The organism is Polaromonas sp. JS666 (assembly GCF_900103405.1).
In the GTDB taxonomy this organism is placed as follows: domain Bacteria; phylum Pseudomonadota; class Gammaproteobacteria; order Burkholderiales; family Burkholderiaceae_C; genus Polaromonas.
In genome coordinates this window covers 279,997-305,385 of sequence record NZ_FNHX01000005.1, presented here as the reverse complement: position 1 = coordinate 305,385, position 25,389 = coordinate 279,997, and the positions used below count along the sequence as shown (strand labels likewise).

Sequence of the window (25,389 nt, the reverse complement as noted above, 5' to 3'; positions counted from 1 at the left end):
ATCTCTCCTGTATCCCACATGCCGAGTGGGTGCGGTACTACTGCTCTATCTTTTCATTTTGCGGGGGCACAAGGCCAGGCCGATCGAATCGACATTCGGACTGCATGACTGGCACCAAGGTGCCTAATCTCTGGCGTACCTTCGAGGTACTTGAACACCACATCCGCCACCTGTCCATTAGTGACCTTCGGCGGGAGACAGTACCGCTTCTGAGGTTCCCCTACCAGGTCCCCAGCGTCAAGAACTCCGGAAACATACCCAGTAAAAAGCGGTCCGCGACCAATACGGTATAGCCGTTCGCCTGTGAAAAAATTGTCGTTGGACAATCCAGCCTCTATCGCGTTGAACGCTTCGTTGAAGTTCTGCGCGAGCGCCGTCCTTGGCATCAATAGCAAAAACCAAGCGACGATAGAAACGCTCAGAAATCTTGCGAGTGCTATCTTCATATCGCGTCGCTTAGCAGCCGGCGTAGTTCTTCCGACCGCTTTTGGTAATGGTGTACGTCCCACCGCGCGGTCCTACATAGCAGGTAGGCCCGCCACCCTTCGCCGGGGTGACTGGAGCCGCGGCTGGTGCGGCTGGACCCGTTGGAGTTGCCGGGGCTGCCCCCGCTGTTTTCTTGCCCCCGTGGCAGTGATAGTCACCTGTCTTGCGGTTCGTGTGACAGCCCTGCGCATCCGTGCCGCCGGAGTGAGCGGCGGCTATCCCGCATGCCAGTAGCAGCGCGAGCGCGCAGAACGGTTTCATGGTGTCTCCAGCCTTTGTCACAGATGGTGACAGGTGGGGACGGAAGGCGCCTCCTCTAATTGGATGAGGCGTATCGCGAGATGCCGGCGCCTGAGTTACTGAGGTTCCGACGGATGCTCAACAATTGGCGTGAGCCAACTTGCGGCTGCTTCGATGGGCTCCATCGTCCGGTACTCGGTGTTCTTCCACAGATCCATTGCGACTTCTTCGAGCATCGCGAGATCAACAGTCGTCCAGCGCTGATGCAGACGCTCTGCACATTGGGCAATCCATTGGGTTGGTAAAAGCGTTTCCATGGCAGAAATCTTACCGTAGATACTGTACATAAATACAGTATTTACGCGCGAAATTCCCTCTTCGATGAATACTTTTGCTGTATATTCATACAGTGATTTTCGATGTCTACGTTCTCGGCGGCAAGGGTGGCGACCCGGTGGAAGCGCTGCGCGCTGGCCCCAAGCGGGGTGAGCTGATCATCCGGAGGCGCTGGCCCGATGGCCCGCGTACAGATCTGCAGGCCCTGCTGCTGGAGCCAGGCACTCGCAACGAGTTGCTGCCGGCACTGCTGAATCCCACCGTTATTGCGATGAACAGCCTTGGCATGACCGTCGAGGGCACCACAGCGCACCAATTCCGCAATTCCTTCAAGGCGAAATTCGACTATTCCAGAGAACGATGGTTGTGCAAACCACCAGGCGCCAAGGCCGTCCTGGACACGGAAAAGCTCATGAAGCGTAGCGCTGCGCGGCTCAATCGCGCGCTGAGCAACGGATTTGACCCCGCGCATGATGATGCGCCTGAAGATCCAGACGATGGATCTCAGATATGAGTTAGTCCGGGCGGCGGTGCTCGGACCCTCTATCAGCGAGTGTCCTTCGCTTCCATTGCCGAAATATTAGAAAACCATTTACGACAAACACCACAAGAACAATGACGATAGGCAGCCAGTGGTAGTCAAGGTAAACAAGATACAACGCAAAGAGAATCGCAACCGAGGTTGCGGCATGCAGAGCTGTGTGTAATGCGGCAGAGCGCACCCAGGAGGAGACGCGCACTGTTTCAGTTCGAAGGAGGCCATTTGCCGCTGGTCCACTCTTCATGAGCCACTTCAACCGGGTTGCGATGCCCATGCTTTGCCTGGGCCTTGATCGCCCAGTCAGTCATCCGGAATTTAACGACTTCGCCGACAGTAAATTGCTGGATGGCCGTGACGAAGGTCCGGCGCCATTCTTCGCTTGGAATCATAGATATCCTTTTGTGCTTCAAATTTCAGCTGGGTAGCTGTTTACTTCGGATGGTGCTGCTAAGTATTGATCAAGCCGACACTGCAGTTTTCCCAACTCACTCTGCCCCTGCGTTCCTTAGCATCGCCGATCGCTCCCAAATATTGGCGGCCACATTATTTTCCTCACGTTCCCCACACGTCGTAGTGTAGGCGTGGCGCCACAGCCGATGCAACACAGGTTAACCATAAAGAACTCCGCCATGTTGGATCAACTAGCCTGAAAGGCTCCATTAACACGTATGAAGTGCGGTGTCTCTTCGCATGTCACCGTTCCTACATCAAGCTATCTGATCATGCAGTTTTTGATCGATACGGAGCAAAGGAGTGGGAGATGCGATACGAAATGAAGACGCTAACAAATTCGACACTGAGGAAGTCTCGGTTGTTCAGTACGTCCGCATGTCCACGGAACATCAGAAGTACTCCACAGAGAACCAAGGAGCCGCAATCGCCGAATATGCAGCCCATCGCAATATGCGGATCATCCGCACATATGCAGACTCAGGTAAAAGCGGCCTAAACCTCAAAGGAAGAAGCGGTCTTCAACAATTGTTGCGCGACGTGCAACAGCCGAAGCCTGATTTCTCTGCCGTGCTGGTATATGACATAAGTCGATGGGGTCGCTTTCCTGATCCGGACGAAGCAGCCGTGTATGAGTACATGTGCAAAAGCCGTGGAATTCGCGTGATCTACTGCGCTGAGCCGTTTAACAATGACGGCTCGATGCCCTCAACGGTTTTTATTGGCATCAAGCGGAGCATGGCTGCGGAATACAGCCGCGAACTTTCTGTAAAAGTCTTCGCTGGACAACGCAACCTTGTGCAGCGTGGATACCGTCAAGGAGGTCGGCCAGGGTTTGGGCTTCGACGCCAACTAATTAGCGAGCACCATGAGGTGAAAGGTTTTTTATCTCGTGGAGAACAGAAAAGTATTCAAACAGACCGAGTGATTCTGGTGCCTGGCCCACCTGAAGAGGTGGCAACCGTACACCGAATTTATCGACATTTCCTCGAAGACGGGATGCCCGAACGGGTAATCGCATCCGTGCTCAACCGAGATGGCATACATTTCGAGATAGGCACGCTGTGGACACGAGATTCTGTTCATCAAGTCCTCACGAACGAAAAATACATTGGCAACAATGTCTTTAACAGGACTTCCTTTAAGCTGAAGATTAAGCATCAGAGAAATACCCCGGGAGCATGGATTCGCAAAGACGGCGCCTTCGAGGCCATCGTACCCATACACCAATTTCGCCAAGTTCAAGCGATTATTGGGCGACGCTCCGGTCACCTTGATGACGCACAAATGCTCGACTTGCTCAAGCAGACGCTTGAAAAGCATGGGGCACTTTCGGAGAGCGTAATAAACGAGGATGACGACGTTCCATCCAGTGGAACATACCGCAGTCGATTCGGCAGTTTACTGAGAGCATACAAGTTGGTGGGCTATCAGCCAACGCGAGACTATACGTACCTTGAGGTCAACCAAAGCCTTCGGAAACAGCGTCCGGAGTTGCTCGAAGAAATTACTGAACGAATTCGACGATCCGGAGGCTGGACGCAATGCGATCCGTCGACGGATCTTCTGACCATTAATGGTGAATTCACCGCATCGCTCGTAATCGCCCGATATAAATCAACACCATCTGGAATGTGTGGCTGGCGACTACGCCTTAATACCAGCCTTCGCCCTGATATCACTGTGGTCGCAAGGATGGATCAGTTCAATCGCTGTGCTTTCGATTACTACGTGTTGCCGGCTATTGATTTCTTGGCGGATGCATTGCCAACATTGGTAGACAACGGTTTTGTTCTCGACTCCTATCGCACCAGTTCTCTGGAACTTTTTTATCAACTAGCGGGGCGGCTGCCCCTGGAGGAAATTGTTTGACTCATTCGTCTACAAAAATAGAGATGATACCGATTGACTCTATTTCGGTGGTTAATCCCCGCGTTCGCAATCCCAAAATTCACCAAACCATTACGGATAGTATTGAGGAAATTGGACTGAAAAGGCCGATCACCTTGCGCCGCATGAACCACGAATCAGGGGAAGCTTCGTATGCGCTAATCTGCGGGCAGGGGCGACTCGAATCCTGCAGGATGTTGGGGCAAACTGAGATTGCCGCGCTGATAGTTGATGTGGACGAGGAGACCGGCCACGTAATGAGCCTCGTCGAGAACGTTGCACGCCGAGCACCACGGGCCGACGAATCACTCGAACAGGTTCGTTCACTGCGAAACCGCGGTTACAGCGATTCAGAGATTGGCGCCAAACTGGGCTACAAGATATCGTGGGTTCAAAATGTCGTGACCTTGCTGGAGCGCGGGGAAAAACGCTTGCTAATTGCTACAGAAGCCGGGCACATCCCTCTGAATTTGGCCGTGAGTATTTCCCGTTCTAGCGATAGCGAAGCCCAGCAACTTCTGCTGGACGCTTACGAGAGTGGCGAGATAAAGGGGCGAAAGGTTCTCGCTGTGAGAAGAATCCTTGAACAGCGAATGCGCAATGGAAAGCAAGGCCGTACGTCGATCTCAAGCGGATCGAATAAGCCGCCGATGAGTCCAGAGGACCTAGCAGAACTGTATCAACAAGATACAGCCAAGCACCGACTGATTCAGAAAAAAGCGGAGCACACGCAGGAGGCTCTGCTTTTGGCACAACAGATCTTCAAGGAACTCTTTTCTAATGATGAATTTCGTGAGCTACTAACGGCGGAGAAGCTTACAAGCATCCCTAAACCTTTAGCGGAGCTAGCTCACCGTGAAGGATTTTTTCCATGAGCAAAGTACCAAAGCCAGTTCGATTGGGTTTCGAACGTGACTGCGTAGAGATTCCGCTAGACCTTCTTCATGTGACAACCCCATTGCCTCCAGGCCTCAAGGGAACGGCAAAATATCTACAGATCCGATCTTCAGTACACGCCATTGGGCTAGTCGAGCCCATCGTCGTTACGCAAAACAAAGAGTTGGCCGGAACATTTCTCGTGTTGGATGGACGAATGCGTTTAGAAGCACTGCGTGACCTTGCGGCCAAAACGGTTCTATGTCTGATTTCCACAGATGACGAAGGCTATACCTATAACAAGCGAGTTAACCGGTTATCCACGATTCAAGAGCACAAGATGATCGTCAGGGCAGCGGAGCGAGGTGTTTCCGTAAAACGTCTTTCCGATGCGCTGGGTATTTCTGAGGATGCTATTCATCAGCGCTTTAAATTGTTGAATGGAGTTTGCAACGAAGCTATTACTTTGCTGGCCGACAAGCCAGTGCCGATGGGAGTATTCAGTTCTCTCCGGCAGATGAAGCCCTTTCGACAAATTGACGTAGCGCAGACGATGAATAATCTAAATAATTACTCGCTAAAACTCGTTTTTGCCATGCTGCAGGGCTCTGCGCCTGACCAATTGGTAGAGGAAGCTGCCATTAAGATGCGACGAAGCGGTATGACGGAGACACTGCAGCGTCTCGAGCGTGAACTAGCTGCAGTCCAAGCTGATACTAAGCTCTTGGAAGAGGGTTATGGCCCAGCCAATTTGCAACTTGTGATTATCAAGACCTACATCAAGAGCCTTCTTGACAATGCGACTGTTGTCCGGTGGCTGGCGAAGACCCGTGCAGAGTATCTGCAGCAGATTCAATTAATCGCAGACATCAAGCAGTTACCGGTTCAATAAAAAATACTGCTTGCCACCCATCAGGTCCCACTTACTGGGGCCGGTTCGCTCAATGACGACTTAAAAGTAGGCATCCACCAACTATTTTAAATATTTGCTATTTGCCCCCTTTCAAGCTCGCCGACTAGGGGGTATCAAGTCATGCAGCCTGCAGCGAGACGACCTTAGCGCCCTCTCTCAGCTTGTCCAGATGGTCTGCCCAAGCCTGCATCAGCTTCCGGCGCTCCTTGAGGTAGGTGGCGTGGTTATAGGCCGCGCTGACCTCATCGCGCTCCTGGTGTGCCAGTTGCAATTCGATCACGTCATGCCGGTAGCCGAGCTCATGCAGCACGGTTGAGGCGATCCCGCGGAACCCGTGGCCCGTCATACGGCCCTTGTAGCCCATGCGGTACAGAGCCCCCAGTATGGTGTTGTTGCTCATGGGCCTCTCGTGGTCCCGCTCGCCCGGAAAAACCAGCCCGCTTAGGCCGCGCAGTTCCTGCAGGTCGCCCAGGATCACCAGGGCCTGCTTGGACAACGGCACGATGTGAGGCGTTCGCATCTTCATGCGCTCGGCCGGGATGCGCCACTCAGCCGCCTCGAGATCAAATTCGTCCCAGCGGGCAGCGATCAGTTCCCCCGTTCGTACGAACGTGAGCACCATGAGCTGCATTGCCAGGCGCGTGTAGGGGCCACCCGAGTAAACATGTATCTTGCGCAGCAGCTGCGGCAAATCCCTGGCATCCAGCCTGGCGTAGTTCGTCTTGGTGCGGGGTTTCAGGGCATCGCTGGGCTTCACGTCGGCCCCCGGGTTGCGCTCGATGATCCCGTGGGCGACGGCATACCGGAAGATCTGGCCGCAGGTCTGCAGCGAGCGCTTGGCGATATCCAGGGCGCCGCGGCTTTCGATCTTCTTAGCCACCGCAAGCAGGTTGGGCGCCGTGATGCCGGCGATAGGCCGAGCCCCCAGGTCGGGGAAAACGTCAGCTTCCAGCCGGCGCAGCACGTATTCGGCATGCCTGGGCGATTTGGGGCCCTTCCAGTGGTCAAACCAGGCCCGTGCCACAGCCTCGAAGGTGTTGCCGATCCGCACGCTGTCCGCCAGCTTGGCGTCCTTTTTGGACTGGACCGGGTCGTTGCCGGCCTTCAGGAGAAGTCGGGCGTCGTCACGGGCCCGGCGCGCCAGGGCAAGCGTCACCTCGGGGTAAGAACCAAGCGCCAGGCGCTTTTCCTTGCCGCCAAAGCGGTACTTCCAGCGCCAGTGCTTGCCGCCCGTGGGCACCACCTCCAGGTACAGGCCGCCGCTGTCGGTGAAACGTTCGCGAGCTTTGCCCTCAGGGCACTTGGCGTTCTTGCAGGAGGTATCGGTAAGGGGCATTTGGGGGAATTTCTGGCGGATACGGGGGAATTCCCCTCGCCGTTCCCCCAACTATGCCCCCAAAAATGCCTGGATGTCAAAAGACGAATCTGGACTGTAAGAAACAAAAAAGCCCCGATTTACGGGGCTTTCAGGGCATTTCTCAGATCAATCTGGACTGTTCTGGATGCATTTTTGGCGGAGAGGGTGGGATTCGAACCCACGGTACCTTGCGGTACGCCTGATTTCGAGTCAGGTACATTCGGCCACTCTGCCACCTCTCCAGTGTGTGGAGCCGTGATTCTAGCAGGCCTGGGGACTCACTTTCCCGCCGGTGCCAGCACCTTGATGCCGCCCATATAGGGCTGCAGCACCGCCGGCACGGCGACGGAGCCGTCGGCGAGCTGGTAGTTCTCAAGCACGGCCACCAGGGTGCGGCCCACGGCCAGGCCCGAGCCGTTGAGTGTGTGGACGAATTCGTTCTTGCCCTGCGCGTTCTTGAAGCGGGCCTGCAGGCGGCGCGCCTGGAAGGCTTCGCAGTTGGAGACCGAGCTGATTTCGCGGTAGGTGTTCTGCGCGGGCAGCCAGACTTCCAGGTCGTAGGTCTTGCTGGCGCCGAAGCCCATGTCGCCGGTGCACAGCAGCATGACGCGGTAAGGCAGGCCCAGCTTTTGCAGGATGGCTTCGGCATGGCCGGTCATGGCCTCCAGCGCCTCATAGCTTTTGTCGGGATGGGTGACCTGCACCATCTCGACCTTGTCGAACTGGTGCTGGCGGATCATGCCGCGCGTGTCGCGGCCGTAGCTGCCGGCCTCCGAGCGAAAGCACGGCGTGTGCGCGGTGAACTGCAGCGGCAGGTCCGCCTCGGCGACGATTTCATCGCGCACGAAGTTGGTCAGCGAGACCTCCGAGGTCGGGATCAGGTACAGCGCGACGCTTTCGGCTTCGGCCGCGCCTTCCTGCCCGCCCTTCTTGACGGCGAACAGGTCTTCTTCAAACTTGGGCAGCTGGCCGGTGCCGCGAAGCGAATCGCCGTTGACGATGTAGGGCGTGTAGCACTCGGTATAGCCGTGCTCCTGGGTCTGCACGTCGAGCATGAACTGCGCGAGCGCGCGGTGCAGGCGCGCCAGCGGGCCCTTCATGACGGTAAAACGCGCGCCCGTGAGCTTGCTGCCGAGTTCGAAGTCCAGACCCAGGGGCTGGCCCACGTCGACGTGGTCCTTCACCTCAAAGGCAAATGCGGCCGGTTCGCCGCCTGGGCCCTCGATGGGGCTCCATTTGCGCACCTCCACATTGCCGGCCTCGCCCGCGCCCTGGGGCACGCTCTCGTGCGGCAGGTTGGGCACGGCCAGCAGCAGGGACTGCATGTCAGCCTGGATCTGCTCCAACCGGGTGGCCGAGGATTCAAGTTCAGCTTTCGAAGCGCTCACCTGCGCCATCACGGCGCTGGCGTCTTCGCCCTTGGACTTGAGCTGGCCGATCTGCTTGGACAGGGTGTTGCGCTGGTTCTGCAGCTCTTCGGTGCGGATCTGCAGGGCCTTGCGTTCGGCCTCCAGGGCCTGGAAGGCCTCCACATTGAGGAAGGTTTGCGGGGTCTTGCGGGTTTCCAGCCGGGCAATAGCCGACGGCAGGTCTTTGCGGAGCAGGTTGATGTCTAGCATGGGGCCATTGTATTTTGTGCGGGGGCCCGCTCGGCTCAATTGAGGCTGGCCGGGTCCAGGTTGGCGCCGCAGATGATGAGGCAGACTTTTTCGTCGGCGCGCGGGCGGTAGCGGCCGCTTTGCAGCGCGGCCAGCGGCAGGGCCGCGGCAGGCTCCACGGCCAGCTTGAGTTCTTTCCAGAGCCACAGCTGCGCCGCGCGTATGGATTCATCCGTCAGCAGCAGCGCGTCGCGCACATGGGCCTGGGTGACTTCCCAGGCCAGGCTGCCGATTCGCCTGGCGCCCAGCGAATCGGCGGCGATGCCGCTGACCGCGACGTCCACCGGCTCGCCGGCCTCGCGGGCTTTGTAGAGCGTGGGCGCCAGTTCAGGCTCCAGCGCGACCACGCGGCTGCGCTGCCCGAACCAGCCGGCGACGCCGCCAATCAGGCCGCCGCCGCCCACGCTAACCAGCACTGAGTCGGGCACACCGCCCTGCTGCTCGATTTCCGCAGCCATGGTGCCGGCGCCGGCCAGCACTTCGGGCTGGTCGTAGGCATGCGTAAGCAGCGCGCCGCTTTCCTGCTGGCGCGCCAGGCAGGCCTTGAGCGCGTCGGCATAAGCCGCGCCCGTCACCACCACCTCGGCGCCCAGCGCGGCCAGCTTGGCGCGCTTGGCGGGGGGCGAGACCTCGGGCACAAACACCTCGCAGCGCACCCCCAGCTCACGCGCTGCGGCCGCGGTGGCGATGCCGGCATTGCCGCCCGAAGCCACGATCACGCCGCTGGCCGGGATGGGGTTGGACAACAGGCGATTGAGCATGCCGCGCGCCTTGAAGCTGCCGCCGGTCTGCAGGTGCTCCAGCTTGAGCCAGACCTCGCCGCAGTCCACGCCCAGCGCCTTGCCGGGCAGTTGCCACAGCGGGGTCTGGCGGATGAAGTGGCTGTAGCCGGCCTTGAACGCGCGCAGGCAGCGCTCGATGTGATCGCGATCGGTCATGAGTAGGGGGGGTCAGGTGAGTTGGTGGAGCTGGCTGTCGTTGACTTCCAGCATGTGGCCTTGCGCGTCCAGCTTCAGGCCCTTGGGCAGCGGGAACTTGATGGTTTCCTCGATGCCGTCCATCTTGCGCACCGACACCGCGCCCAGCGCCTTGATGCGGTCTATCACCTGCTTGACAAGGATCTCGGGCGCCGAGGCACCAGCCGTCAGGCCCACCCGGCCCTTGCCCTCGAACCAGGACTCCTTGAGCTCACTGGCGTCGTCGACCATATAGGCTTCGGTGCCCAGCTTGGCGGCGAGTTCGCGCAGGCGGTTGCTGTTGGAGCTGGTCGGGCTGCCGACCACGATGAGGATGTCGACCTGCGGGCTCAGCACCTTGACGGCGTCTTGCCGGTTCTGCGTGGCGTAGCAGATGTCCTGCTGCTTGGGCTCGCGCACCTGCGGAAAGCGCTGCTTCACGGCGGCGCTGATTTCGGCCGCGTCGTCCACGCTCAGCGTGGTCTGCGTGACCACGGCCAGGCGTTCGGTCTGCGCCGGGGTGATGCGCCAGACGTCGGCCGCGTCCTCCACCAGGTGGATGCCGCTGTCCAGCTGGCCCATGGTGCCTTCGACCTCGGGGTGGCCCTTGTGGCCGATCATGATGAACTCGTAGCCTTCCTTGTGCAGCTTGGCGACTTCCACGTGCACCTTGGTGACCAACGGGCAGGTGGCGTCGAAGATCTGGAAGCCGCGGCGCTCAGCCTCCTTCTGGATGGCCTGGCTCACGCCGTGGGCGCTGAACACCAGCGTGGCGCCCGGCGGCACGTCGTCCAGCTCTTCAATGAAGATCGCGCCCTTTTGCTTGAGGTCGTTGACGACGTAGGTGTTGTGCACGATCTCGTGGCGCACATAAATCGGTGCGCCGAATTTGGTCAGCGCGCGCTCGACGATTTCAATCGCGCGGTCCACGCCGGCGCAAAAGCCGCGCGGCTCGGCCAGCAGGATTTCCTGGGGAAGCACAGTCTTGTTCATAGGACACCAATCACTTGCACTTCAAACACCACGGGCTGGCCGGCCAGCGGGTGGTTGAAATCGAACTGCACGGCGTCGCCGCCTTCCTTGACCTGCTGCACCGCGCCGGCGTACTGGCCCAGGCCGTCGGGCGTGGGGAACTGCACCACGTCGCCGACCTTGTACTGCTCATCCGGGTCGCCCAGTTCATTGAGCAGCTTGCGCGCCACCCACTGCACGAGCTCCGGGTTACGCTCGCCGAAGGCCTCGCCGGCCGGCAGCTCGAAGGTGGTGCGTGTGCCTTCGGGCAGGCCCAGCAGGCGCTGCTCTATGGCCGGCGAAAGTTCGCCCGTGCCCAGGCTCAGCGTGGCGGGTTTGCCCTCAAAGGTGTTGATGATGTCGGCGCCCGGTTTGCCGTCCACCGAAGGCCCGGCCATGCGGTAGTGCAGGGTCAGGAAAGAGCCCTGCTGGATCAGGGGGGCGGCGGAGAGTTCCACGGTGGACATAAGGCTGGGGCTTTCGGGGCCGGCCGGAACGGCGGGCCAATGTTTGTAAACTGCCTCTATTGTAGAAAGGACGGCCCGGCCGGGCTAAACCCGGTTTTTTGGCCTTTTTTGCGCGGTGGCCTCCCTGGCCGCTTCTCCTGCCAGCCCCATAACAAGAGATCGATCCATGATCCTGAAAGACCTGCCCCAAGACAGCCGCCCCCGCGAAAAACTGCTGGCCCGCGGCCCCGGCGCACTCAGCAACACCGAACTGCTGGCCTTGCTGCTGCGCACCGGCATCCCCGGCAAGAACGTGCTGCAGATGGGCCAGGAACTGCTGGACACCTTCGGCGGCGTGGCCGGGCTGCTGCACGCCACGGCCGCGGACCTGCAGCGCATCAAGGGACTGGGCGGCGCCAAGCGCTCGCAACTGGTCGCCGTGCTGGAGCTGGCCCGCCGCGCGCTGGCCGAGAACCTCAGCCAGAAAACCCTGTTCGACACACCCCAGGCCGTGCGCGACTACCTGCAGCTGCAGCTGGGCAGCCGGCCGCACGAGGTCTTCGCCATGCTGTTCCTGGACAGCCAGAACCGCCTGATCGTGCTCGAGGAGCTGTTTCGCGGCACGCTGACCCAGACCTCGGTCTACCCGCGCGAGGTTGTCATACGCGCCCTGGCCCTGAACGCCGCCAGCGTGGTGCTGGCCCACAACCACCCCAGCGGCTGGGCCCAGCCCTCACGCGCCGACGAGGCGCTCACGCACAACCTCAAGGCGGCGCTCGCGCTGGTGGATGTGCGCGTGCTTGACCACTTCGTGGTGACCAGCACCCAGGCGGTGTCCATGGCCGAGCTGGGAATGCTGTAAGGTAAGTCCATGAAATCCCCCGCCCTCAAAAGCCTGCAGGACCTCAAGGCCGTCAAGCGGGAAATCGAAACCCGGGCCCGGCTTGAGAAAGAAGCCGCCGCCGCAAAGGTCGCCGCCGCCGCCAAAGCCAAGGCCGAAAAAGAGCTGTTCGCGCGCGCCGTCGGCACCGTCAAGGCCCTGCCCGCCAAACACCTGCCCGGCCACAAGGCCGCGCTGCCGGTGCAACAGGCCGCGCCCATCCCGGTGCAGCAGCAGCGCGACGAACTCGCGGTGATGCGCGAGGCGATCTCCGACGAGTTCGATGTGGAAACCCTGCTGGACACCGACGAGGCGCTGAGCTTCCGGCGGCCCGGCATGGGGCCCGACGTGGTGCGCAAGCTGCGCCGCGGCGGCTGGAGCATACAGGGCCAGCTCGACCTGCACGGCCTGCGCCGCGAGGACGCGCGCGAAGCATTGGCTCACTTCATCAAGGACGCCCACAAGATGGGCTGGCGCTGCGTGCGCGTGGTGCACGGCAAAGGTTTGGGTTCACCGGGCAAGACACCGGTGCTCAAGGGCAAGGTGCAGAGCTGGCTGATCCAGAAGCAGGAAGTGCTGGCCTTTGTGCAGGCCAGGCCGGCCGAAGGCGGCGCCGGGGCGCTGGTGGTGCTCCTGGCGCAGAGCTGAGGCCGCAAGCGCCTTCGGTTTATTCGCCCCGGTTGCGCATCCAGTCGGCCGTCTGGAAAAAAGACGCATTGAGCCGCACACGCAAGCCCTCGTCCACCCCGGTCTCGCGCATGGCCTGGTCCATGCAGGCCAGCCACTGGTCCCGCTCGGCAATCCCGATGGAGCCGCCGCCGGTCTGCTGCGGCATGTGGCGCATGCGCAGGCGCGGATGGCCAAAACGGTCGGTGTAATACTGCGGCCCACCCAGCCAGCCACACAGAAACCAGAACAGCCGCTGCCGGGCATTGTCCAGCGTGCTGCCGTGCGCGGCGCGCAGGGCTGTGTAGCCCGGCTCCAGGTCCATCAAGTCATAAAACCGCTCAACCAGCGCCTTGACGCGCTCCTCGCCGCCTATCCAGGCGAAGGGGGTTTCAAAGGGAGGGTTTCCGGGAGGGCGTTCTTCTATCTGCATGGGTTGATTATCGAAGCAGCGCCGGCCTGATTCAGGCCTAGGGCTAATTGGCCGCATCTATCTTCGGCTGTTTGGCTGTTCGGTATTCCTATCCCCACCCCCTTGTGGATGCGCCGAGGAGCGCAGGGCCAGACGGATCAGGGCAAAAACTTGTTTGAGCGAAGCGAGTTGTTTTTGACCCCGGCTGGACCGAGCACCGCAGGCTGCCCGTAGCGAAGCGAAGGGACGCAGCAACCAGGGTCGCCTTTTTTTGCTTACTTTTTTTGGCGAAGCAAAAAAAGTGAGTCGCATGCCGGGCGATCCCGGCCAGCAGAACTCAGAAGAGTGCGCGCCGTCGGAGCAAGACCTTACGCCTCCTACTGAGCCTTCCGCAAGGTCTCCACCACAGGCGTATTCAAAACCGACCTCAACCCCCACCACCCCGCAGCAAGAGCAAGCACAGCCCCCGCCAGACTCCCCAGCAAAGGCACAGTCCAAGACCCACTCCAGCTGAAATCAAACACAAACCGCGCCAAGCCCCATCCCACGGCCAGCGCGACGACGGAGGCCAAAAAGCCGGCCAGCAGGCCGACACCGGCCAGCTCGGCGCGCTGCACCTGGCGCAGCAGCGAGGCGCGAGCTCCCACCGCCCGCATGATGGCGAATTCCTTGGCGCGTTCCTCGCGGGTGGCGGTGATGGCGGCGAACAGCACGACCAAGCCGGCCGCGAGCGTGAAGCCGAACAAAAACTCCACCGCGCGTATCACCTGGTCGAGCACGCGCTGCACCTGGGCCAGCGTGCTGCTCATGTCAACGTTGGTGATGTTGGGAAAAGCCTTGACCAGGGTGTTGTCAAAGCTTTGCGGGCGCGGCTGGCCGGCCACGGCGGCCACGGGTTCGGGCGCGCGGAAGGCGCTGATAAAAGAGACGGGCACGTCGGCCGGCAGTTTGGCCACCGGGTACATCACAAAAAAGTTGACGCGCATGGAACCCCAGTCAACCTTGCGCAGGCTGGTGATCTTGGCTTCGCTAGCCTGCCCGCCTATGTCAAAGCGCAGGCTGTCGCCGAGCTTGAGGCCCAGGGTCTTGGCCAGGCCGTCCTCGACGCTGACGGCGCCTTGTTCGCCGGCCGTCCAGCGCCCGCCGCTGAGCTGGTTGTGCGAGGGCATGTCCGCGCTGTTGGAGAGGTTGAACTCGCGGTCCACCAGGCGCTTGGCGCGGTCGTCCTCAAAGTCGTCGGGCGTAACGGGCTTGCCGTTGACCGCGATCAGGCGGCCGCGGATCATGGGGTACCAGTCGAATTTTTTCACGCCGCCGTCACGCAGGGCCTGCTGGAAGGCCTCGCCCTGCTCGGGCTGCACGTTGATGACAAAACGGTTGGGCGCGTCGGGCGGCGTGGCCTTGCGCCAGCTGCTGATGAGGTCGGTGCGCAGCAGCACCAGCAGCATCAGCGCCAGCAGGCCCACGGCCAGCGCGCTGGTCTGCACCACGGCGTACACCGGCCGCGCTGAGAGCTGGCGCGTGGCCAGCACCAGCCAGCGCGGCGCTGTCGCCTCATGCACGCTGGCGCGCAGCAGCTTGACGGCGGCGAAACTGGCGACGGCAAACACCGCCACCGCGCCGGCAACGCCGCCCACGGCGATCAGGCCCAGTTTCAGGTCACTGCTGGCGGCCACCAGCAAGGCCGCGAAACCGGCCATGCCCACGCCCAGCACCGCGAGCGAGGCGGGCTTCAGGTTGCCGACGTCGCGGCGTATCACGCGCAGCGGCGGCACCTGGGCCAGCTGCAGCACGGGCGGCAGGCCGAAGGCCAGCAGCAGCGTGAGGCCCATGCCCATGCCGAACAGCACCGGCCATAAGGTGGCGGCCGGCAACGCGGTCTCGACCAGGCCGGCCAGCAGCAGCACAAAACCGTAATGCACGGCAAAACCCAGGGCCACGCCCAGGGCGCTGGCGAACAAGCCCGCCAGCACGAACTCAAAGGTGTAGGCCAGCGCGATGGTGCGTTGCGGCTGGCCCAGCACGCGCAACATGGCGCAGTCGTCCAGGTGCTTGGCCGCGAAGCCGCGCGCCACAATCGCCACCGCCACCGCGCTCAGCAAGGCCGCCAGCAGCGCCACCAGGTTCAGGAATTTTTCGGCGCGGTCCAGGGTCTGGCGCATCTCGGGGCTGCCCGATTCAAGCGACTCCAGGCGCACGCCGCGCACGCCCGATTGCTCAAAAGGCTTTTTGATTTCCGCATCGGCCCATTTCACATACGCTTTCACCGCCTTGTCATCACCGGCGACGGCAAAACGGTAATTGGTACGGCTGGCGGGCTGTATCAGGTTGGTGGCCGCGACATCGGCCTGGTTGACCATCACGCGCGGCGAAAAGCTGATGAAGCCCGCGCCGCGGTCCGGCTCCTGCACGATGATGCGCGTGAGCTTGAAGCCAGCGTCGCCCAGCAGCAGGGTCTGTCCCAGCTTGAGGCCCAGCGCGTCGAGCAGCGAGGCATCGGCCCAGGCCGTGCCGGGGGCCGGCACCTCGCGCGTGTCGGCGCCGGGCTCGTCCAGACTGGCGGCCACCTTCATGCTGCCGCGCAAGGGATAGCCCTGGGGCACGGCCTTGAAGGCTACCAGCTTGCTGGCGCCGCCGTCGGCATCGCCGGCGCGGCCCATGGTGGGAAAAGTGACGGTGGAAATGCCCTGCAGGCCCAGTTCCTGCGCTTTGGCGATAAAGGCCGCCGGTGTCTGGCCGTCGCTGCGGATCACGGCGTCGCCGCCCAGCAGCTGCCGCGCATCGCGTTGCAGGCCGCCCTTGAGGCGGTCGGCAAAAAAACCGACGGCGGTGAGCGCCGCAACGGCCAGGGTAACGGCCACGATCAGCAGGCGCAGCTCGCCCGCGCGCAGGTCGCGCAGCATGGTTTTCCAGCCGAGCTTGAGGAAAAGGGTGTTCATGCGCAGACCATAACGCAAAGTCCGGGGCTCCGCGCGATGGCCGGGTTTGGAGCCGGGTTATGCGAGCAGCGCTAAGGCCGGGCAGCGCTGGCGGCAGGCGGCAGCGCGTCCAGGCGTTTTTCCAGCGCGCGCAGCACCGGCACGATGCCGGCGCCCACCCGGATCTGCGGGTTGGAAAAGCCGTCTTCCTTGCCGGCGTCGATTTCGCGCTGCTTGATCAGCGGCACGGCCCGCGCAAAAGCCTGCTCGAAGGAGTGCGTCTTGCGCAGCTGCTCGTCAAACAGGGCCCGACCGAAAAAGGTCAGCTCGGAGCGGCGGCCGCAGCCATAAGACGTGTGGGTGGCATCGGCCGCCGTCATGACCAGGGTAGTGTCGCCGGCCAGCGCATCGGCCCAGCCGCCCGAATAACAGGCCGAGATCGCGATCACGCGATGGCGTATGCCCGACCTGTCCAGCGCCTCGCGCAGTTCATCGGGGCTCACGGGCGGCACCTGCAGCGGCCAGTGGGCGGCGGCCAGCTTGAAGTCGCTGGCGCCGTGCGAGGTCATGTAGACCACCAGCAGGTCGTTGTTGCGGTCCATGCGCTGGGCGATCGCGTCGATGGCGCGCTCCATGTTGAGCGCTGTGGCCCAGAGGTGGGTTTGCGCGGTGCTGGCGTGGTTGACCAGGTGCACCACGCGGCCGTCGGCGTCAAAGCGCTCGGCCAGCACCCGGCTGACCATGGTGCTTTCGCGCAGGAAGACATCTTCCGCGGCATAGGGGGCGAACACCACGGCGTAGACGTCGGTCACGCCCGGGCGCTCGTGCGCAATCGCGGCCATGGTTTTTTCCCACAGCGCCTGCTGCTCCTCAAAGGTCTGCTGGCTCAGCTGCAGCCGGGGCCGGTCATCGGCATCGCCGCGCGCGGCGTAGTCTTGTTGCCAGGTGCGGGCCTCGAATTGCCAGGCCATAAGGCCGCTGGAAACTACCAGCACCAGCGCGAACACCGCCGTGCGCCAGCCTGGCCCGGCAAAGCGCCAGACCAGCACGATGGCCGTGCCTACGCCCCAGGTGATGAACAGGCCGTAAAAGCCCCAGTAAACCCAGGGCGACGAAAACACCGAACTCTTGACCCAACCCTGGGCGAAGGCGGCAATCACCCCCTGGTACAGCACCGTGGCCGGAAGCGACGAGAGCAGCCACAGGACAAAGCAGGCGGCGATGCCCTTCAGGCCTTCGCCAGAGGGTTCATCCGGGCCGGCATCCGGCGCGGTGCCCCGCGTGGGAAGCGCCCACCAGGCCAGGCCCAGGAAAAGGCCGGCGGTCCACCAGCCCGACAGCCACGCCTGCAAGTCCAGGCGCGCGGGGCCGGCCACTTCCAGGCGGGACAAGGCCAGTTCAAAACCAAGGACCAGCACCGTCAGGAGCAGCACTTGCGGCGGCGTGGGCGCGCTCCCCGCCACGCGAGGTTTCAAAAACACTCCCGCACGCAGGCCCTCGCCCACCCAGCGCAGCAGCGAGAGGCCGGTGCCCGGCTTGCCGCGCATCGGCAAGGCTTCGGGAATTCCAGGAAGCGTGGGCTGGACGTCGGTATCTGTAGCGGTCATGTCGGCGCGGTGGAAAAAGAGGCCGGCCTGGCGCCAGCGAGTTCAGGCTGCAGCGTGAGCCGCTGCGGATTGGCATAGCAGACAAAACGTTTGTTGGTGGCGCGGCCGATGGCGCACAGGCCGACCGTCTGCGCCACCTGGTGCCCCATCTGCGTGATGCCGCTGCGCGAGACCACAATGGGCACGCCCATCTGCGCGGACTTGATAACCATTTCGCTGGTGAGGCGGCCCGTCGTATAAAAAACCTTGTCCGATTTGCTCACGACAGGGCTGGCCTGCATCCAGATCCAGCCGGCAATGGTGTCTATGGCGTTATGGCGGCCCACATCCTCCACAAACAACAGCATCTCGGGGTCGCCGCCCGTCATCGCGAACAGCGCGCAGGCATGGACCGAGCCGGCGGATTTGTAAGTCGTTTCCTTGAGCCGTATGGTGTTGACCAGCGCATAGAGCTGGCCCTGGCTGATGCGCGCATCGGCGGGCAGCACAATACCGTCCACCTCGTCCATCAGGCCGCCGAACACACTGCCTTGGCCGCAGCCGGTGGTGACCACCCGGCGCGCGGTTTTTTCTTCAATGTCCTCGATGCCGTGACGGGTCTTGACGGCGGCGGCACCCACCTCCCAGTCCACGGTGATGGAGTCAATGTCGGCCACATCCTTGACCAGGCGCTGGTTGCGCAAATAGCCCAGCACCAGCAATTCGGGATGCGCGCCCAGCGTCATCAAGGTCACGAGTTCACGCTTGTCGACATACACCGTGAGCGCGCGCTCGGCCGGGATGGAGACCGGCTGCGTTTCGCCGTATTCATTGACGGTCTGGACCTCGCAGGTCAGGGGCGCCCTGGCGTTTGTCAGGCGGGGCAAAGGTGATGGCGAAGGCATGCGGCAAGACTACAACAAAAAAGCCGGCCCTTAGAACCTGTTCACGGTCTAAACGGGGCCGCGTTGGGGTGCAATCGGGATGAGTGGGCCGCCCGGGCACGCCGCATGGGCTAATGCCCATGCAAGGGCTCGGGTGGTTCACTCGCCCGATTTCACCCCAACCCGGAGGGCAAGCGCCTTCTCGGGCGGTCTGCGGCGTTGCGGCGCTGGCCCATAGCAGTGCTATGGGCTGGCGCACCGCGCCTTGCATCCCATCCCGAGAAGGTGCTTGCGCGGCCCCGTTTAGGCCGTGAACAGGTTCTTCAGAGTCGGCTTTTTGAAGAGCGGGAAGGAATCAGGACTTCTTGGCGGGGTTGCCGACCGCATCCGGCTGTTTGGTGCTGGGCGGGCTGGTGGCATTGCCGGCCGGCGAATGCGCGCCGGCGGCTTCCAGCGGCTTGGCCTCGGGCGGGGTGTAGGCGAAGGGGCCGGGATCGGCGCAGGCCGGCGCGGCGGCGGGCGGCTTGGTGTCCTTGCCGGCGGCCTTGGCCGATTTGTAATAAGCGGCAGCCACCTTGTCCTGCGCTTTGCACAGCTGGTAGGCCTCGAGCTTGCCGGTCCAGGCCGTCTTGGCGGCGGCTTCGGCGGCCTTGGCCTTGGCTTCGTCACTCAGCGGCGGCAGCTTGGCCAGCACCGTGGCCGACGCGGCGGCCAGCAGGCCCAGGGTCAGGATTTTTTTCATTGTGGCGTCCTCACTACTGTTTAGGCTTGCGCGATCTGGCCCGGCGGCTCAACCGGGGGCTTGCTGCGCTGGGCGGGAATATTGCCGGCCTTGACCTCGTCGTACCAGTATTCGTGGTGCTCCCTGGCCCAGGTCTCGTCGACATAACCGGTTCGCATGGCCTTGTAGGCGCCCTGCATGCCGATAGTGCCCAGGTAGATGTGGCCGAGGAACAGGCACATCATGAGCACGGTGGCCACGGCATGCACCATGTGCGCGACCTGCATGGTGGCGCGCTCGTAAACCAGGCCGGGCAGCAGCTTGTCGAGCACAAAACCCGAGGACACGACCACGATGCCGAGCAGGAACACACCGCCCCAGAAGATGAGTTTTTCACCCGCGTTGAAGCGGTTCGAAGGCGGCTCCTCACCGCCGGTGACCAGGCCGCCGCCCTTGGCCAGCCAGCGCAGGTCGCCCTTTTGCGGCCAGTTGTCGCGCAGGAAGGTGAAGAACACGATCACCAGCGACACCGCGAACAGCGGGCCGGCGAAGTTGTGCAGGGTCTTGAGCACCCAGGCCAGCCAGCCGAAGAGCGCACCGCCAATGACGGGTTGCAGGAAGAACTTGCCGAAGGCCATCACCAGGCCGGAGATCGCCAGGATGGAAAACGCGATCGCGTTGGACCAGTGCGCGGCGCGCTCAAAGGGCGTGAAGCGCTCTATCTTGCGGCCGGTGTCGGCGCCGTGCGTCTTGATGGAACCCTTGCTGAAGTAAAAAATCGCGATCGCCAGCAGCACGATCAGGAACAGGGAGCCGCCGTAGGGAATGATCCAGTTGTTGCGCACCTGGCGCCAGGCCTCGCCGGCGTTGGTCAGGCGCGAGCCGGGGTATTGCACAAAGGGCTGGATCAGGTTGCCGGCCTCGGGCGCTTCGCTTTTGGGCAGGCTGCTGTAGCCGGTGACGCCCTCGCCCACCTGGCGCCACATCGGCGCGTTGTTGCCGGGCTGGACCTTGGCGCGTTCACCATTGTTTTGTTTGGCGTAATTGGGATCGGCACTGGCGTCGGGCTTGACCTCAAAGATGTTCTGGCTCTGGATGCCGCTGGTGGCCGCCGGCGCGGCGGCAGGAGCGACAACGCCCTGGGCCTGCGGCGCGGCTGCCGGCGCAGGGGCCTGCGCGGCTGCCAGCCCGGCCAGGCCGGCTGCCAGCAATAGAAGAACGGGTCGCGCAAGAAACATAAGGCCTCCGCTCGCTATTTCGACGTGCCCGTCTTGGTGTATTCGTTCTGGCTGTTCTGGGCACGGGCCTTGAGGCCCTGCTCCCAGCTGGCCTTGTCGCCCTTGGTCCAGCCCGGTGCCGCGAAGGCGTTGTCGGTGCCCTGGAAGGCCGCGGTGTCGCTTCGCGCGCCGCTACCCAGGGTTTGCGGTTTTTCGCCGCAAGCGCTCAAGGCGGTGAAGGCCGCCGTGACGCAAACCAGTATCGCGAGGCGCTTCATGATTTGGCTCCCGCGGGCGGCTGGCCCGCTTGTTTGGACCCATAGGCCGTGCCCCAGCCCCAGACTTCTGCCCCCTTGCCGCGCTGCACCACGCGGTTGCGGAAGATGTCGGCGACCACGTCGCCGTCACCGGCCAGCAAGGCTTTGGTGGAACACATTTCGGCGCAGGCCGGCAGCTTGCCTTCGGCCAGGCGATTGCGGCCGTATTTCTCAAACTCGGCCTGGCTGCCGTTGACTTCAGGGCCGCCGGCGCAGAAGGTGCACTTGTCCATCTTGCCGCGCACGCCGAAAGTGCCCGCCGCCGGGAACTGCGGCGCGCCGAAGGGGCAGGCATAGGAGCAGTAGCCGCAGCCTATGCAGATGTCCTTGTCGTGCAGCACCACGCCCTCGTCGGTGCGGTAAAAGCAGTTGACGGGGCAGACAGCCATGCAGGGTGCGTCGCTGCAATGCATGCAGGCCACCGAGATCGATTTTTCGCCGGGAACACCGTCGTTAAGCGTCACCACGCGGCGGCGGTTCACGCCCCAGGGGACCTCGTTCTCATTCTTGCAGGCGGTGACGCAGCCGTTGCATTCGATGCAGCGCTCAGCGTCACAGACAAATTTCATGCGTGCCATGGCGGTTCCTTATGCTCGCTCGACGTTACACACCGTCGTTTTTGTTTCTTGCATCATCGTGACGCTGTCATACCCGTAAGTCGTCGCCGTGTTGATGGCTTCGCCGCGCACCACCGGCGCCGCGCCGTTGGGGTAATAAGCCAGCATGTCGGCGCCCTGCCAACGGCCCGAGAAGTGGAAGGGCATGAACACCGTGTCGGGGCCCACGCGCTCGGTCACCATGGCCTGCACGTTCAGGCGTGCGCCTGTGGGGGTGCTGACCCAGGCGCGTTCGCCGTTGCGTATGCCTTTTTCGGCGGCCACCTTGGGGTTGATCTCGATGAACATTTCCTGCTGCAGCTCGGCCAGCCAGGGGTTGGAACGGGTTTCCTCGCCGCCGCCTTCGTACTCGACGAGCCGGCCCGAGGTCATGACCAGCGGGAATTTCTCGTGCACCTTGTCGGCGATGTTTTTCTGCTGGATGGTCTTGTACAGCGTGGGCATGCGCCAGAAGGCTTTCTTGTCGTCATGCGTGGGGTACTTGGCCTGCAGGTCGGCGCGGTTGCCATACAGCGGCTCGCGATGCTGCGGGATCGCGTCGGGGAAGTTCCAGACCACGGCGCGCGCCTTGGCATTGCCGAACACATGGCAGCCGTGCAGCTTCATGGTGACGCGGATGATGCCGCCGGAAGAGTCGGTCTTCCAGTTCTTGCCTTCGGCCGCGGTTTTTTCGGCGTCGGTCAGGTCGTCCCACCAGCCCAGTTTCTTGAGCAGCAGGTGGTCAAACTCGGGGTAGCCCGTGGCGATCTCGGCGCCCAGCGAGCACGAGCCGTCTTCGGCCAGCAGGTTGACGCCGTCTTTTTCAACGCCGAAGTTGGCGCGGAAGTTGCCGCCGCCGTCCATGACGTGTTTGGAGGTGTCATAAAGATTGGGCGAACCCGGGTGCTTGAGCTCCGGGTTGCCGTAGCACGGCCAGGGCAGGCCGAAATAATCGCCCGTGGTGTCGTAGCCGGTTTCCTTGTCCTTGCCGCCTTTGGACTTGAGGGTCTTGACGTCGAACAGGTGCATATTGCGCATGTGCGCCTTCAGGCGCTCCGGGCTCTGGCCGGTATAGCCTATGGTCCAGCAGGTCTTGTTGATCTCGCGCAGGATGTCCTCGGGCACGGGCTCGTCCATGCCCTTGACCTTTTGCATCTTGTAGTTCTTGGACAGCTCCTTGGCGAAGCCGAGCTTGTCGGCCAGCTGGTGCATGATCATGTGGTCGCTGCGGCTTTCCCACAGCGGCTCTATCACCTTCTCGCGCCATTGCAGCGAGCGGTTGGAGGCGGTCACCGAGCCGCTGGTCTCGAACTGCGTGGCGGCCGGCAGCAGGTAGACCGCGCGCTTGGGGTTCTGGTCCTCGGCCTTGCCGGGCATGGCGGCCATGGCCGCGGTGGCCGAGGGATACGGGTCCACCACCACCAGCAGGTCCAGCTTGTCCATGGCCCGTTTCATCTCGAGGCCGCGCGTCTGCGAGTTGGGCGCATGGCCCCAGAAGAACACGCCGCGCAGGTTGGACTCCTGGTCTATCAGCTCGTTTTTCTCGAGCACGCCGTCTATCCAGCGCGACACCGTGATGCCGGGCTTGCCCATCATGGCGGCCGAGGCGTAGCGGCCCTTGATCCAGTCGAAGTCCACGCCCCAGATCTTGGCGAAATGCTTCCACGAGCCTTCGGCCAGGCCGTAGTAGCCGGGCAGCGAATCGGGGTTGGGGCCGACGTCGGTCGCGCCCTGCACATTGTCATGGCCGCGGAAAATATTCGTGCCGCCGCCGGACTTGCCGACGTTGCCCAGGGCCAGTTGCAGGATGCAGGAGGCGCGCACGATGGCATTGCCTATGGTGTGCTGGGTCTGGCCCATGCACCAGACGATGGTGCTGGGGCGGTTCTGGCTCATCATGGTGGCCACCTTGAGCGTGGTGGCCTCGTCCACGCCACAGGCTTCCAGCACCTTGTCGGGCGTCCACTTGGCCATCACGTCGGCCTTGACCTTGTCCATGCCGTAGACACGGTCGTTGATGTACTTCTTGTCTTCCCAGCCGTTCTTGAAGATGTGGTACAGCACGCCGAAGAGGAAGGGAATGTCCGAGCCCGAGCGTATGCGCACGTAGTCGTCGGCCTTGGCTGCCGTGCGCGTGAAGCGCGGGTCCACCACGATCAGCTTGCAGCCGGTTTCCTTGGCGTGCAGCATGTGCAGCATGCTGACCGGATGGGCCTCGGCCGCATTCGAGCCTATGTACAACGCGCATTTGCTGTTCTGCATGTCGTTGTAGGAATTGGTCATGGCGCCGTAACCCCAGGTGTTGGCGACGCCGGCCACCGTGGTCGAGTGGCAGATGCGGGCCTGGTGGTCGCAGTTGTTGCTGCCCCAGAAGCTCACAAACTTGCGCATCAGATAGGCTTGCTCGTTGTTGTGCTTCGACGAGCCCACCCAGTAGACCGAGTCGGGGCCGCTTTCCTTGCGCAGCTCCAGCAGCCTGGCGCTGATTTCATTGAGCGCCGTGTCCCAGCTGATGCGCTCGTACTTGCCGTTCACCAGCTTCATGGGGTAGCGCAGGCGGTACTCGCCGTGGCCGTGCTCGCGCAGCGCGGCGCCCTTGGCGCAGTGCGCGCCCAGGTTGATGGGCGAGTCGAACACCGGCTCCTGGCGCACCCAGACGCCGTTTTCGACCACGGCATCGACGGCGCAGCCGACCGAGCAATGGCCGCACACCGTGCGCTTGACTTCTATCTGGCCGCCAGCAGCGCCGGCGCCGGGCGTGGCGGCCTCGGCTTTTTTAACCAGGCTCAGCTGCGTCGCGGCCAGGCCCACGCCGACACCCAGGCCGGAGCGGCGCAAAAAGGCGCGGCGGTCCATGGTGGGCAGGGCGTTGGACAGGCCCCGCGACAGACTGTGCACAAAACGCGTGGAGGCGCGGTGCGCGGGATGGACTTCGGAAGTTTTTTTCGTGAGCAGCATGAAGCTCTCCGTGGGAAAGTGAAACCGGGCTGGACGCTGGCGGTCGAACGGCTAGACGCGGGTGGTCTTGTAGTAGCGCTGGACGTGCTCCGAGAGGCTGTAGCCGCCGCCTTTTTCAGGAGCCGGCTTGGGCGCCGGGAGTTCGGCCTGGAGGGCGGGTGCGCCGGGCAAGGCCACAACGGCCGCTGCGGCCGCGCCCGTGGCGGCGGCACCGAAAAAGAATCCCCGTCGCGAGGGTTTTGGCTGGCTGTCCTGCATGGTGTTCTCCAGGGGAAGGCTTGCTCGGTATGCAACCGTTTGCATAGTACTGTACGTCAGAGGGCCCCGCGCCACAATGGCTTGTCCGACTCAATCCGGGGGGCTAGGGAAAACGATAGGCTATCTTATGATCGCGCCGCCACGGACTGTCTCATATTGAGAAAACATTCGCCCCTGCGAGCGGCGCCCCCTCAGGCCAGCATGTCAAAGCCCTGCGCCTCGACGCTCATGAAGGTCTGCGTGAAGGCCGCCAGCGCCGCGTAAAAGCGCGCCTTGGGGTGTTGCGTGATGGCCTCGCACATCAGCGGCAGCCAGGGCTGCAGGTGGCGCGCGAAAAACTCGCGCTGCCGCGTGAGGTTGGCCACGGCCACGTCGTCGCCAGCGATCAGGTAGCGCATGACCTCGCAAAGGTAGGCCACATGGTCTTCGGTCTCGGGCATGGCCTCGTCGCGCGCCAGGCCCAGCGCCGCGAGTTCGGTGCGCAGGGCGGCCAGCGGCTTTTCATTGAGGAAACCGCTGAGGTAATGGGAACCAAAGAGGTATAGCTCGGGCTTGCCCACGCCACCGAACAGCGCATCGTGCTCCTGGGCGGTGGCCTCCCGGCTTTGCGCGCGCGCCGCGGCCACCAGTTCGCCCCAGGAGCTTTCGAGCAGCGCGCCTTCGGCGGGCGCGGCCGTCACGGCGACGCGCAGGTTGTCATAGAGCTCCGCCGACGGCGCGGCGTAATACAGCGCGGCCAGCAGGCCGTAGACCTCGGCGCGCGCGGTTTCTTCGTCCAGGGTGGTGGCGGTGAGGGAGGCTGGCGTCATGCGTGGC

Annotated in this window: 26 protein-coding genes and 1 tRNA gene; 6 read left to right on the top strand and 21 right to left on the bottom strand. The window is 62.6% G+C overall.

All coding sequences use genetic code 11. The annotated features are described in order from the left end of the window. Window positions 1-53 precede the first annotated feature (53 nt). From BLQ85_RS24965 to BLQ85_RS14995, 3 genes are all read right to left on the bottom strand, one after another. Window positions 54-386: a Rap1a/Tai family immunity protein gene (locus BLQ85_RS24965; RefSeq protein WP_371327297.1), complete on the bottom strand. Its 333-nt coding sequence runs from the start codon at window positions 384-386 to the stop codon at window positions 54-56. A gap of 70 nt (window positions 387-456) precedes the next feature. Further along, window positions 457-747: a YHYH domain-containing protein gene (locus tag BLQ85_RS15000; protein WP_074578028.1), complete on the bottom strand. Its 291-nt coding sequence runs from the start codon at window positions 745-747 to the stop codon at window positions 457-459. A 95-nt stretch (window positions 748-842) separates the two neighbouring features. Further along, window positions 843-1,043, bottom strand: a complete 201-nt coding sequence (locus BLQ85_RS14995; RefSeq protein ID WP_074578223.1) for a hypothetical protein — start codon at window positions 1,041-1,043, stop codon at window positions 843-845. Window positions 1,044-1,135: 92 nt separating this feature from the next. Between BLQ85_RS14995 and BLQ85_RS14990 the strand changes: the two genes are divergently transcribed. Then, window positions 1,136-1,576 carry a hypothetical protein gene (locus tag BLQ85_RS14990; protein WP_139200992.1) on the top strand — a complete coding sequence of 147 codons (441 nt, stop codon included), beginning with the start codon at window positions 1,136-1,138 and terminating at the stop codon, window positions 1,574-1,576. Window positions 1,577-1,806: 230 nt separating this feature from the next. On the opposite strand, the gene BLQ85_RS24295 is transcribed toward BLQ85_RS14990, so the two are convergent. Further along, on the bottom strand, window positions 1,807-1,992 hold the full coding sequence (locus BLQ85_RS24295; protein ID WP_139200991.1) for a hypothetical protein: 186 nt from the start codon (window positions 1,990-1,992) through the stop codon (window positions 1,807-1,809). 376 nt (window positions 1,993-2,368) lie between these two features. Here BLQ85_RS24295 and BLQ85_RS14985 point away from each other — a divergent pair, with 376 nt between their 5' ends. Genes BLQ85_RS14985 through BLQ85_RS14975 form a run of 3 tightly spaced genes read left to right on the top strand, consistent with a single transcriptional unit; the run spans window position 2,369 to window position 5,711 of the window. Beyond that, the gene (locus tag BLQ85_RS14985) at window positions 2,369-3,925 is read left to right on the top strand and encodes a recombinase family protein (RefSeq protein ID WP_256375446.1); all 1,557 of its coding nucleotides are present in this window, start codon (window positions 2,369-2,371) and stop codon (window positions 3,923-3,925) included. Continuing rightward, window positions 3,922-4,818 carry a plasmid partitioning protein RepB C-terminal domain-containing protein gene (locus BLQ85_RS14980; protein ID WP_254806449.1) on the top strand — a complete coding sequence of 299 codons (897 nt, stop codon included), beginning with the start codon at window positions 3,922-3,924 and terminating at the stop codon, window positions 4,816-4,818. The genes BLQ85_RS14985 and BLQ85_RS14980 overlap by 4 nt, the downstream gene beginning before the upstream one ends. Next, window positions 4,815-5,711: a ParB/RepB/Spo0J family partition protein gene (locus BLQ85_RS14975; RefSeq protein ID WP_074578024.1), complete on the top strand. Its 897-nt coding sequence runs from the start codon at window positions 4,815-4,817 to the stop codon at window positions 5,709-5,711. Before BLQ85_RS14980 ends, BLQ85_RS14975 begins: the two co-directional genes overlap by 4 nt. Before the next feature lie 139 nt (window positions 5,712-5,850). Here the strand turns inward: BLQ85_RS14975 and BLQ85_RS14970 are convergent, their stop codons facing one another. The 6 genes from BLQ85_RS14970 to BLQ85_RS14945 form a co-directional block, all read right to left on the bottom strand. Further along, complete coding sequence (locus tag BLQ85_RS14970; RefSeq protein WP_074578023.1) at window positions 5,851-7,068, bottom strand: tyrosine-type recombinase/integrase; 1,218 nt, start codon at window positions 7,066-7,068, stop codon at window positions 5,851-5,853. A gap of 175 nt (window positions 7,069-7,243) precedes the next feature. Continuing rightward, window positions 7,244-7,331 (bottom strand) — tRNA-Ser (locus tag BLQ85_RS14965). Window positions 7,332-7,367: 36 nt separating this feature from the next. After that, the gene (gene serS / locus BLQ85_RS14960) at window positions 7,368-8,708 is read right to left on the bottom strand and encodes a serine--tRNA ligase (RefSeq protein WP_074578022.1); all 1,341 of its coding nucleotides are present in this window, start codon (window positions 8,706-8,708) and stop codon (window positions 7,368-7,370) included. A 35-nt stretch (window positions 8,709-8,743) separates the two neighbouring features. Then, a complete protein-coding gene (locus BLQ85_RS14955; RefSeq protein WP_074578021.1) occupies window positions 8,744-9,685 on the bottom strand; it encodes a threonine/serine dehydratase in 942 nt (313 codons plus the stop codon). Between the two features lie 12 nt (window positions 9,686-9,697). Next, complete coding sequence (gene ispH, locus BLQ85_RS14950; RefSeq protein WP_074578020.1) at window positions 9,698-10,696, bottom strand: 4-hydroxy-3-methylbut-2-enyl diphosphate reductase; 999 nt, start codon at window positions 10,694-10,696, stop codon at window positions 9,698-9,700. After that, on the bottom strand, window positions 10,693-11,181 hold the full coding sequence (locus tag BLQ85_RS14945; RefSeq protein ID WP_074578019.1) for an FKBP-type peptidyl-prolyl cis-trans isomerase: 489 nt from the start codon (window positions 11,179-11,181) through the stop codon (window positions 10,693-10,695). The genes ispH and BLQ85_RS14945 overlap by 4 nt, the downstream gene beginning before the upstream one ends. 166 nt (window positions 11,182-11,347) lie before the next feature. On the opposite strand from BLQ85_RS14945, the gene radC reads away from it, so the two are divergent. Both radC and BLQ85_RS14935 read left to right on the top strand, forming a co-directional pair. After that, entirely contained in the window at window positions 11,348-12,022 is a 675-nt protein-coding gene (radC, locus tag BLQ85_RS14940) for a RadC family protein (protein ID WP_074578018.1), read from the top strand. Between the two features lie 9 nt (window positions 12,023-12,031). Continuing rightward, window positions 12,032-12,688, top strand: a complete 657-nt coding sequence (locus tag BLQ85_RS14935; protein ID WP_074578017.1) for a Smr/MutS family protein — start codon at window positions 12,032-12,034, stop codon at window positions 12,686-12,688. A 19-nt stretch (window positions 12,689-12,707) separates the two neighbouring features. Here BLQ85_RS14935 and BLQ85_RS14930 read toward each other — a convergent pair whose 3' ends face one another. The 11 genes from BLQ85_RS14930 to BLQ85_RS14880 all read right to left on the bottom strand — a co-directional run bounded on the left by BLQ85_RS14930 (window position 12,708) and on the right by BLQ85_RS14880 (window position 25,382). Next, the gene (locus BLQ85_RS14930; protein ID WP_074578016.1) at window positions 12,708-13,139 is read right to left on the bottom strand and encodes a group II truncated hemoglobin; all 432 of its coding nucleotides are present in this window, start codon (window positions 13,137-13,139) and stop codon (window positions 12,708-12,710) included. Window positions 13,140-13,495: 356 nt separating this feature from the next. Continuing rightward, on the bottom strand, window positions 13,496-16,057 hold the full coding sequence (locus tag BLQ85_RS14925) for an ABC transporter permease (RefSeq protein ID WP_074578015.1): 2,562 nt from the start codon (window positions 16,055-16,057) through the stop codon (window positions 13,496-13,498). Window positions 16,058-16,128: 71 nt separating this feature from the next. Beyond that, complete coding sequence (locus tag BLQ85_RS14920; RefSeq protein ID WP_083336869.1) at window positions 16,129-17,643, bottom strand: C13 family peptidase; 1,515 nt, start codon at window positions 17,641-17,643, stop codon at window positions 16,129-16,131. After that, the gene (locus BLQ85_RS14915; protein WP_074578014.1) at window positions 17,640-18,527 is read right to left on the bottom strand and encodes a formate dehydrogenase accessory sulfurtransferase FdhD; all 888 of its coding nucleotides are present in this window, start codon (window positions 18,525-18,527) and stop codon (window positions 17,640-17,642) included. Before BLQ85_RS14915 ends, BLQ85_RS14920 begins: the two co-directional genes overlap by 4 nt. 334 nt (window positions 18,528-18,861) lie before the next feature. Next, a complete protein-coding gene (locus BLQ85_RS14910) occupies window positions 18,862-19,248 on the bottom strand; it encodes a hypothetical protein (protein WP_074578013.1) in 387 nt (128 codons plus the stop codon). Window positions 19,249-19,268: 20 nt separating this feature from the next. Continuing rightward, window positions 19,269-20,465 carry a formate dehydrogenase subunit gamma gene (locus BLQ85_RS14905; RefSeq protein WP_074578012.1) on the bottom strand — a complete coding sequence of 399 codons (1,197 nt, stop codon included), beginning with the start codon at window positions 20,463-20,465 and terminating at the stop codon, window positions 19,269-19,271. A gap of 14 nt (window positions 20,466-20,479) precedes the next feature. Continuing rightward, entirely contained in the window at window positions 20,480-20,722 is a 243-nt protein-coding gene (locus BLQ85_RS14900; RefSeq protein ID WP_083336868.1) for a hypothetical protein, read from the bottom strand. Then, complete coding sequence (gene fdh3B / locus BLQ85_RS14895; protein ID WP_007873612.1) at window positions 20,719-21,339, bottom strand: formate dehydrogenase FDH3 subunit beta; 621 nt, start codon at window positions 21,337-21,339, stop codon at window positions 20,719-20,721. Before fdh3B ends, BLQ85_RS14900 begins: the two co-directional genes overlap by 4 nt. Window positions 21,340-21,348: 9 nt before the next feature. Then, window positions 21,349-24,315, bottom strand: a complete 2,967-nt coding sequence (locus BLQ85_RS14890; protein ID WP_074578010.1) for a formate dehydrogenase subunit alpha — start codon at window positions 24,313-24,315, stop codon at window positions 21,349-21,351. Between the two features lie 51 nt (window positions 24,316-24,366). Next, window positions 24,367-24,573 (bottom strand): formate dehydrogenase, encoded by a 207-nt coding sequence (locus BLQ85_RS14885; RefSeq protein ID WP_074578009.1) that lies wholly within the window; start codon window positions 24,571-24,573, stop codon window positions 24,367-24,369. A 191-nt stretch (window positions 24,574-24,764) separates the two neighbouring features. Continuing rightward, window positions 24,765-25,382: a TorD/DmsD family molecular chaperone gene (locus tag BLQ85_RS14880; RefSeq protein ID WP_074578008.1), complete on the bottom strand. Its 618-nt coding sequence runs from the start codon at window positions 25,380-25,382 to the stop codon at window positions 24,765-24,767. Between the last annotated feature and the right edge of the window lie 7 nt (window positions 25,383-25,389).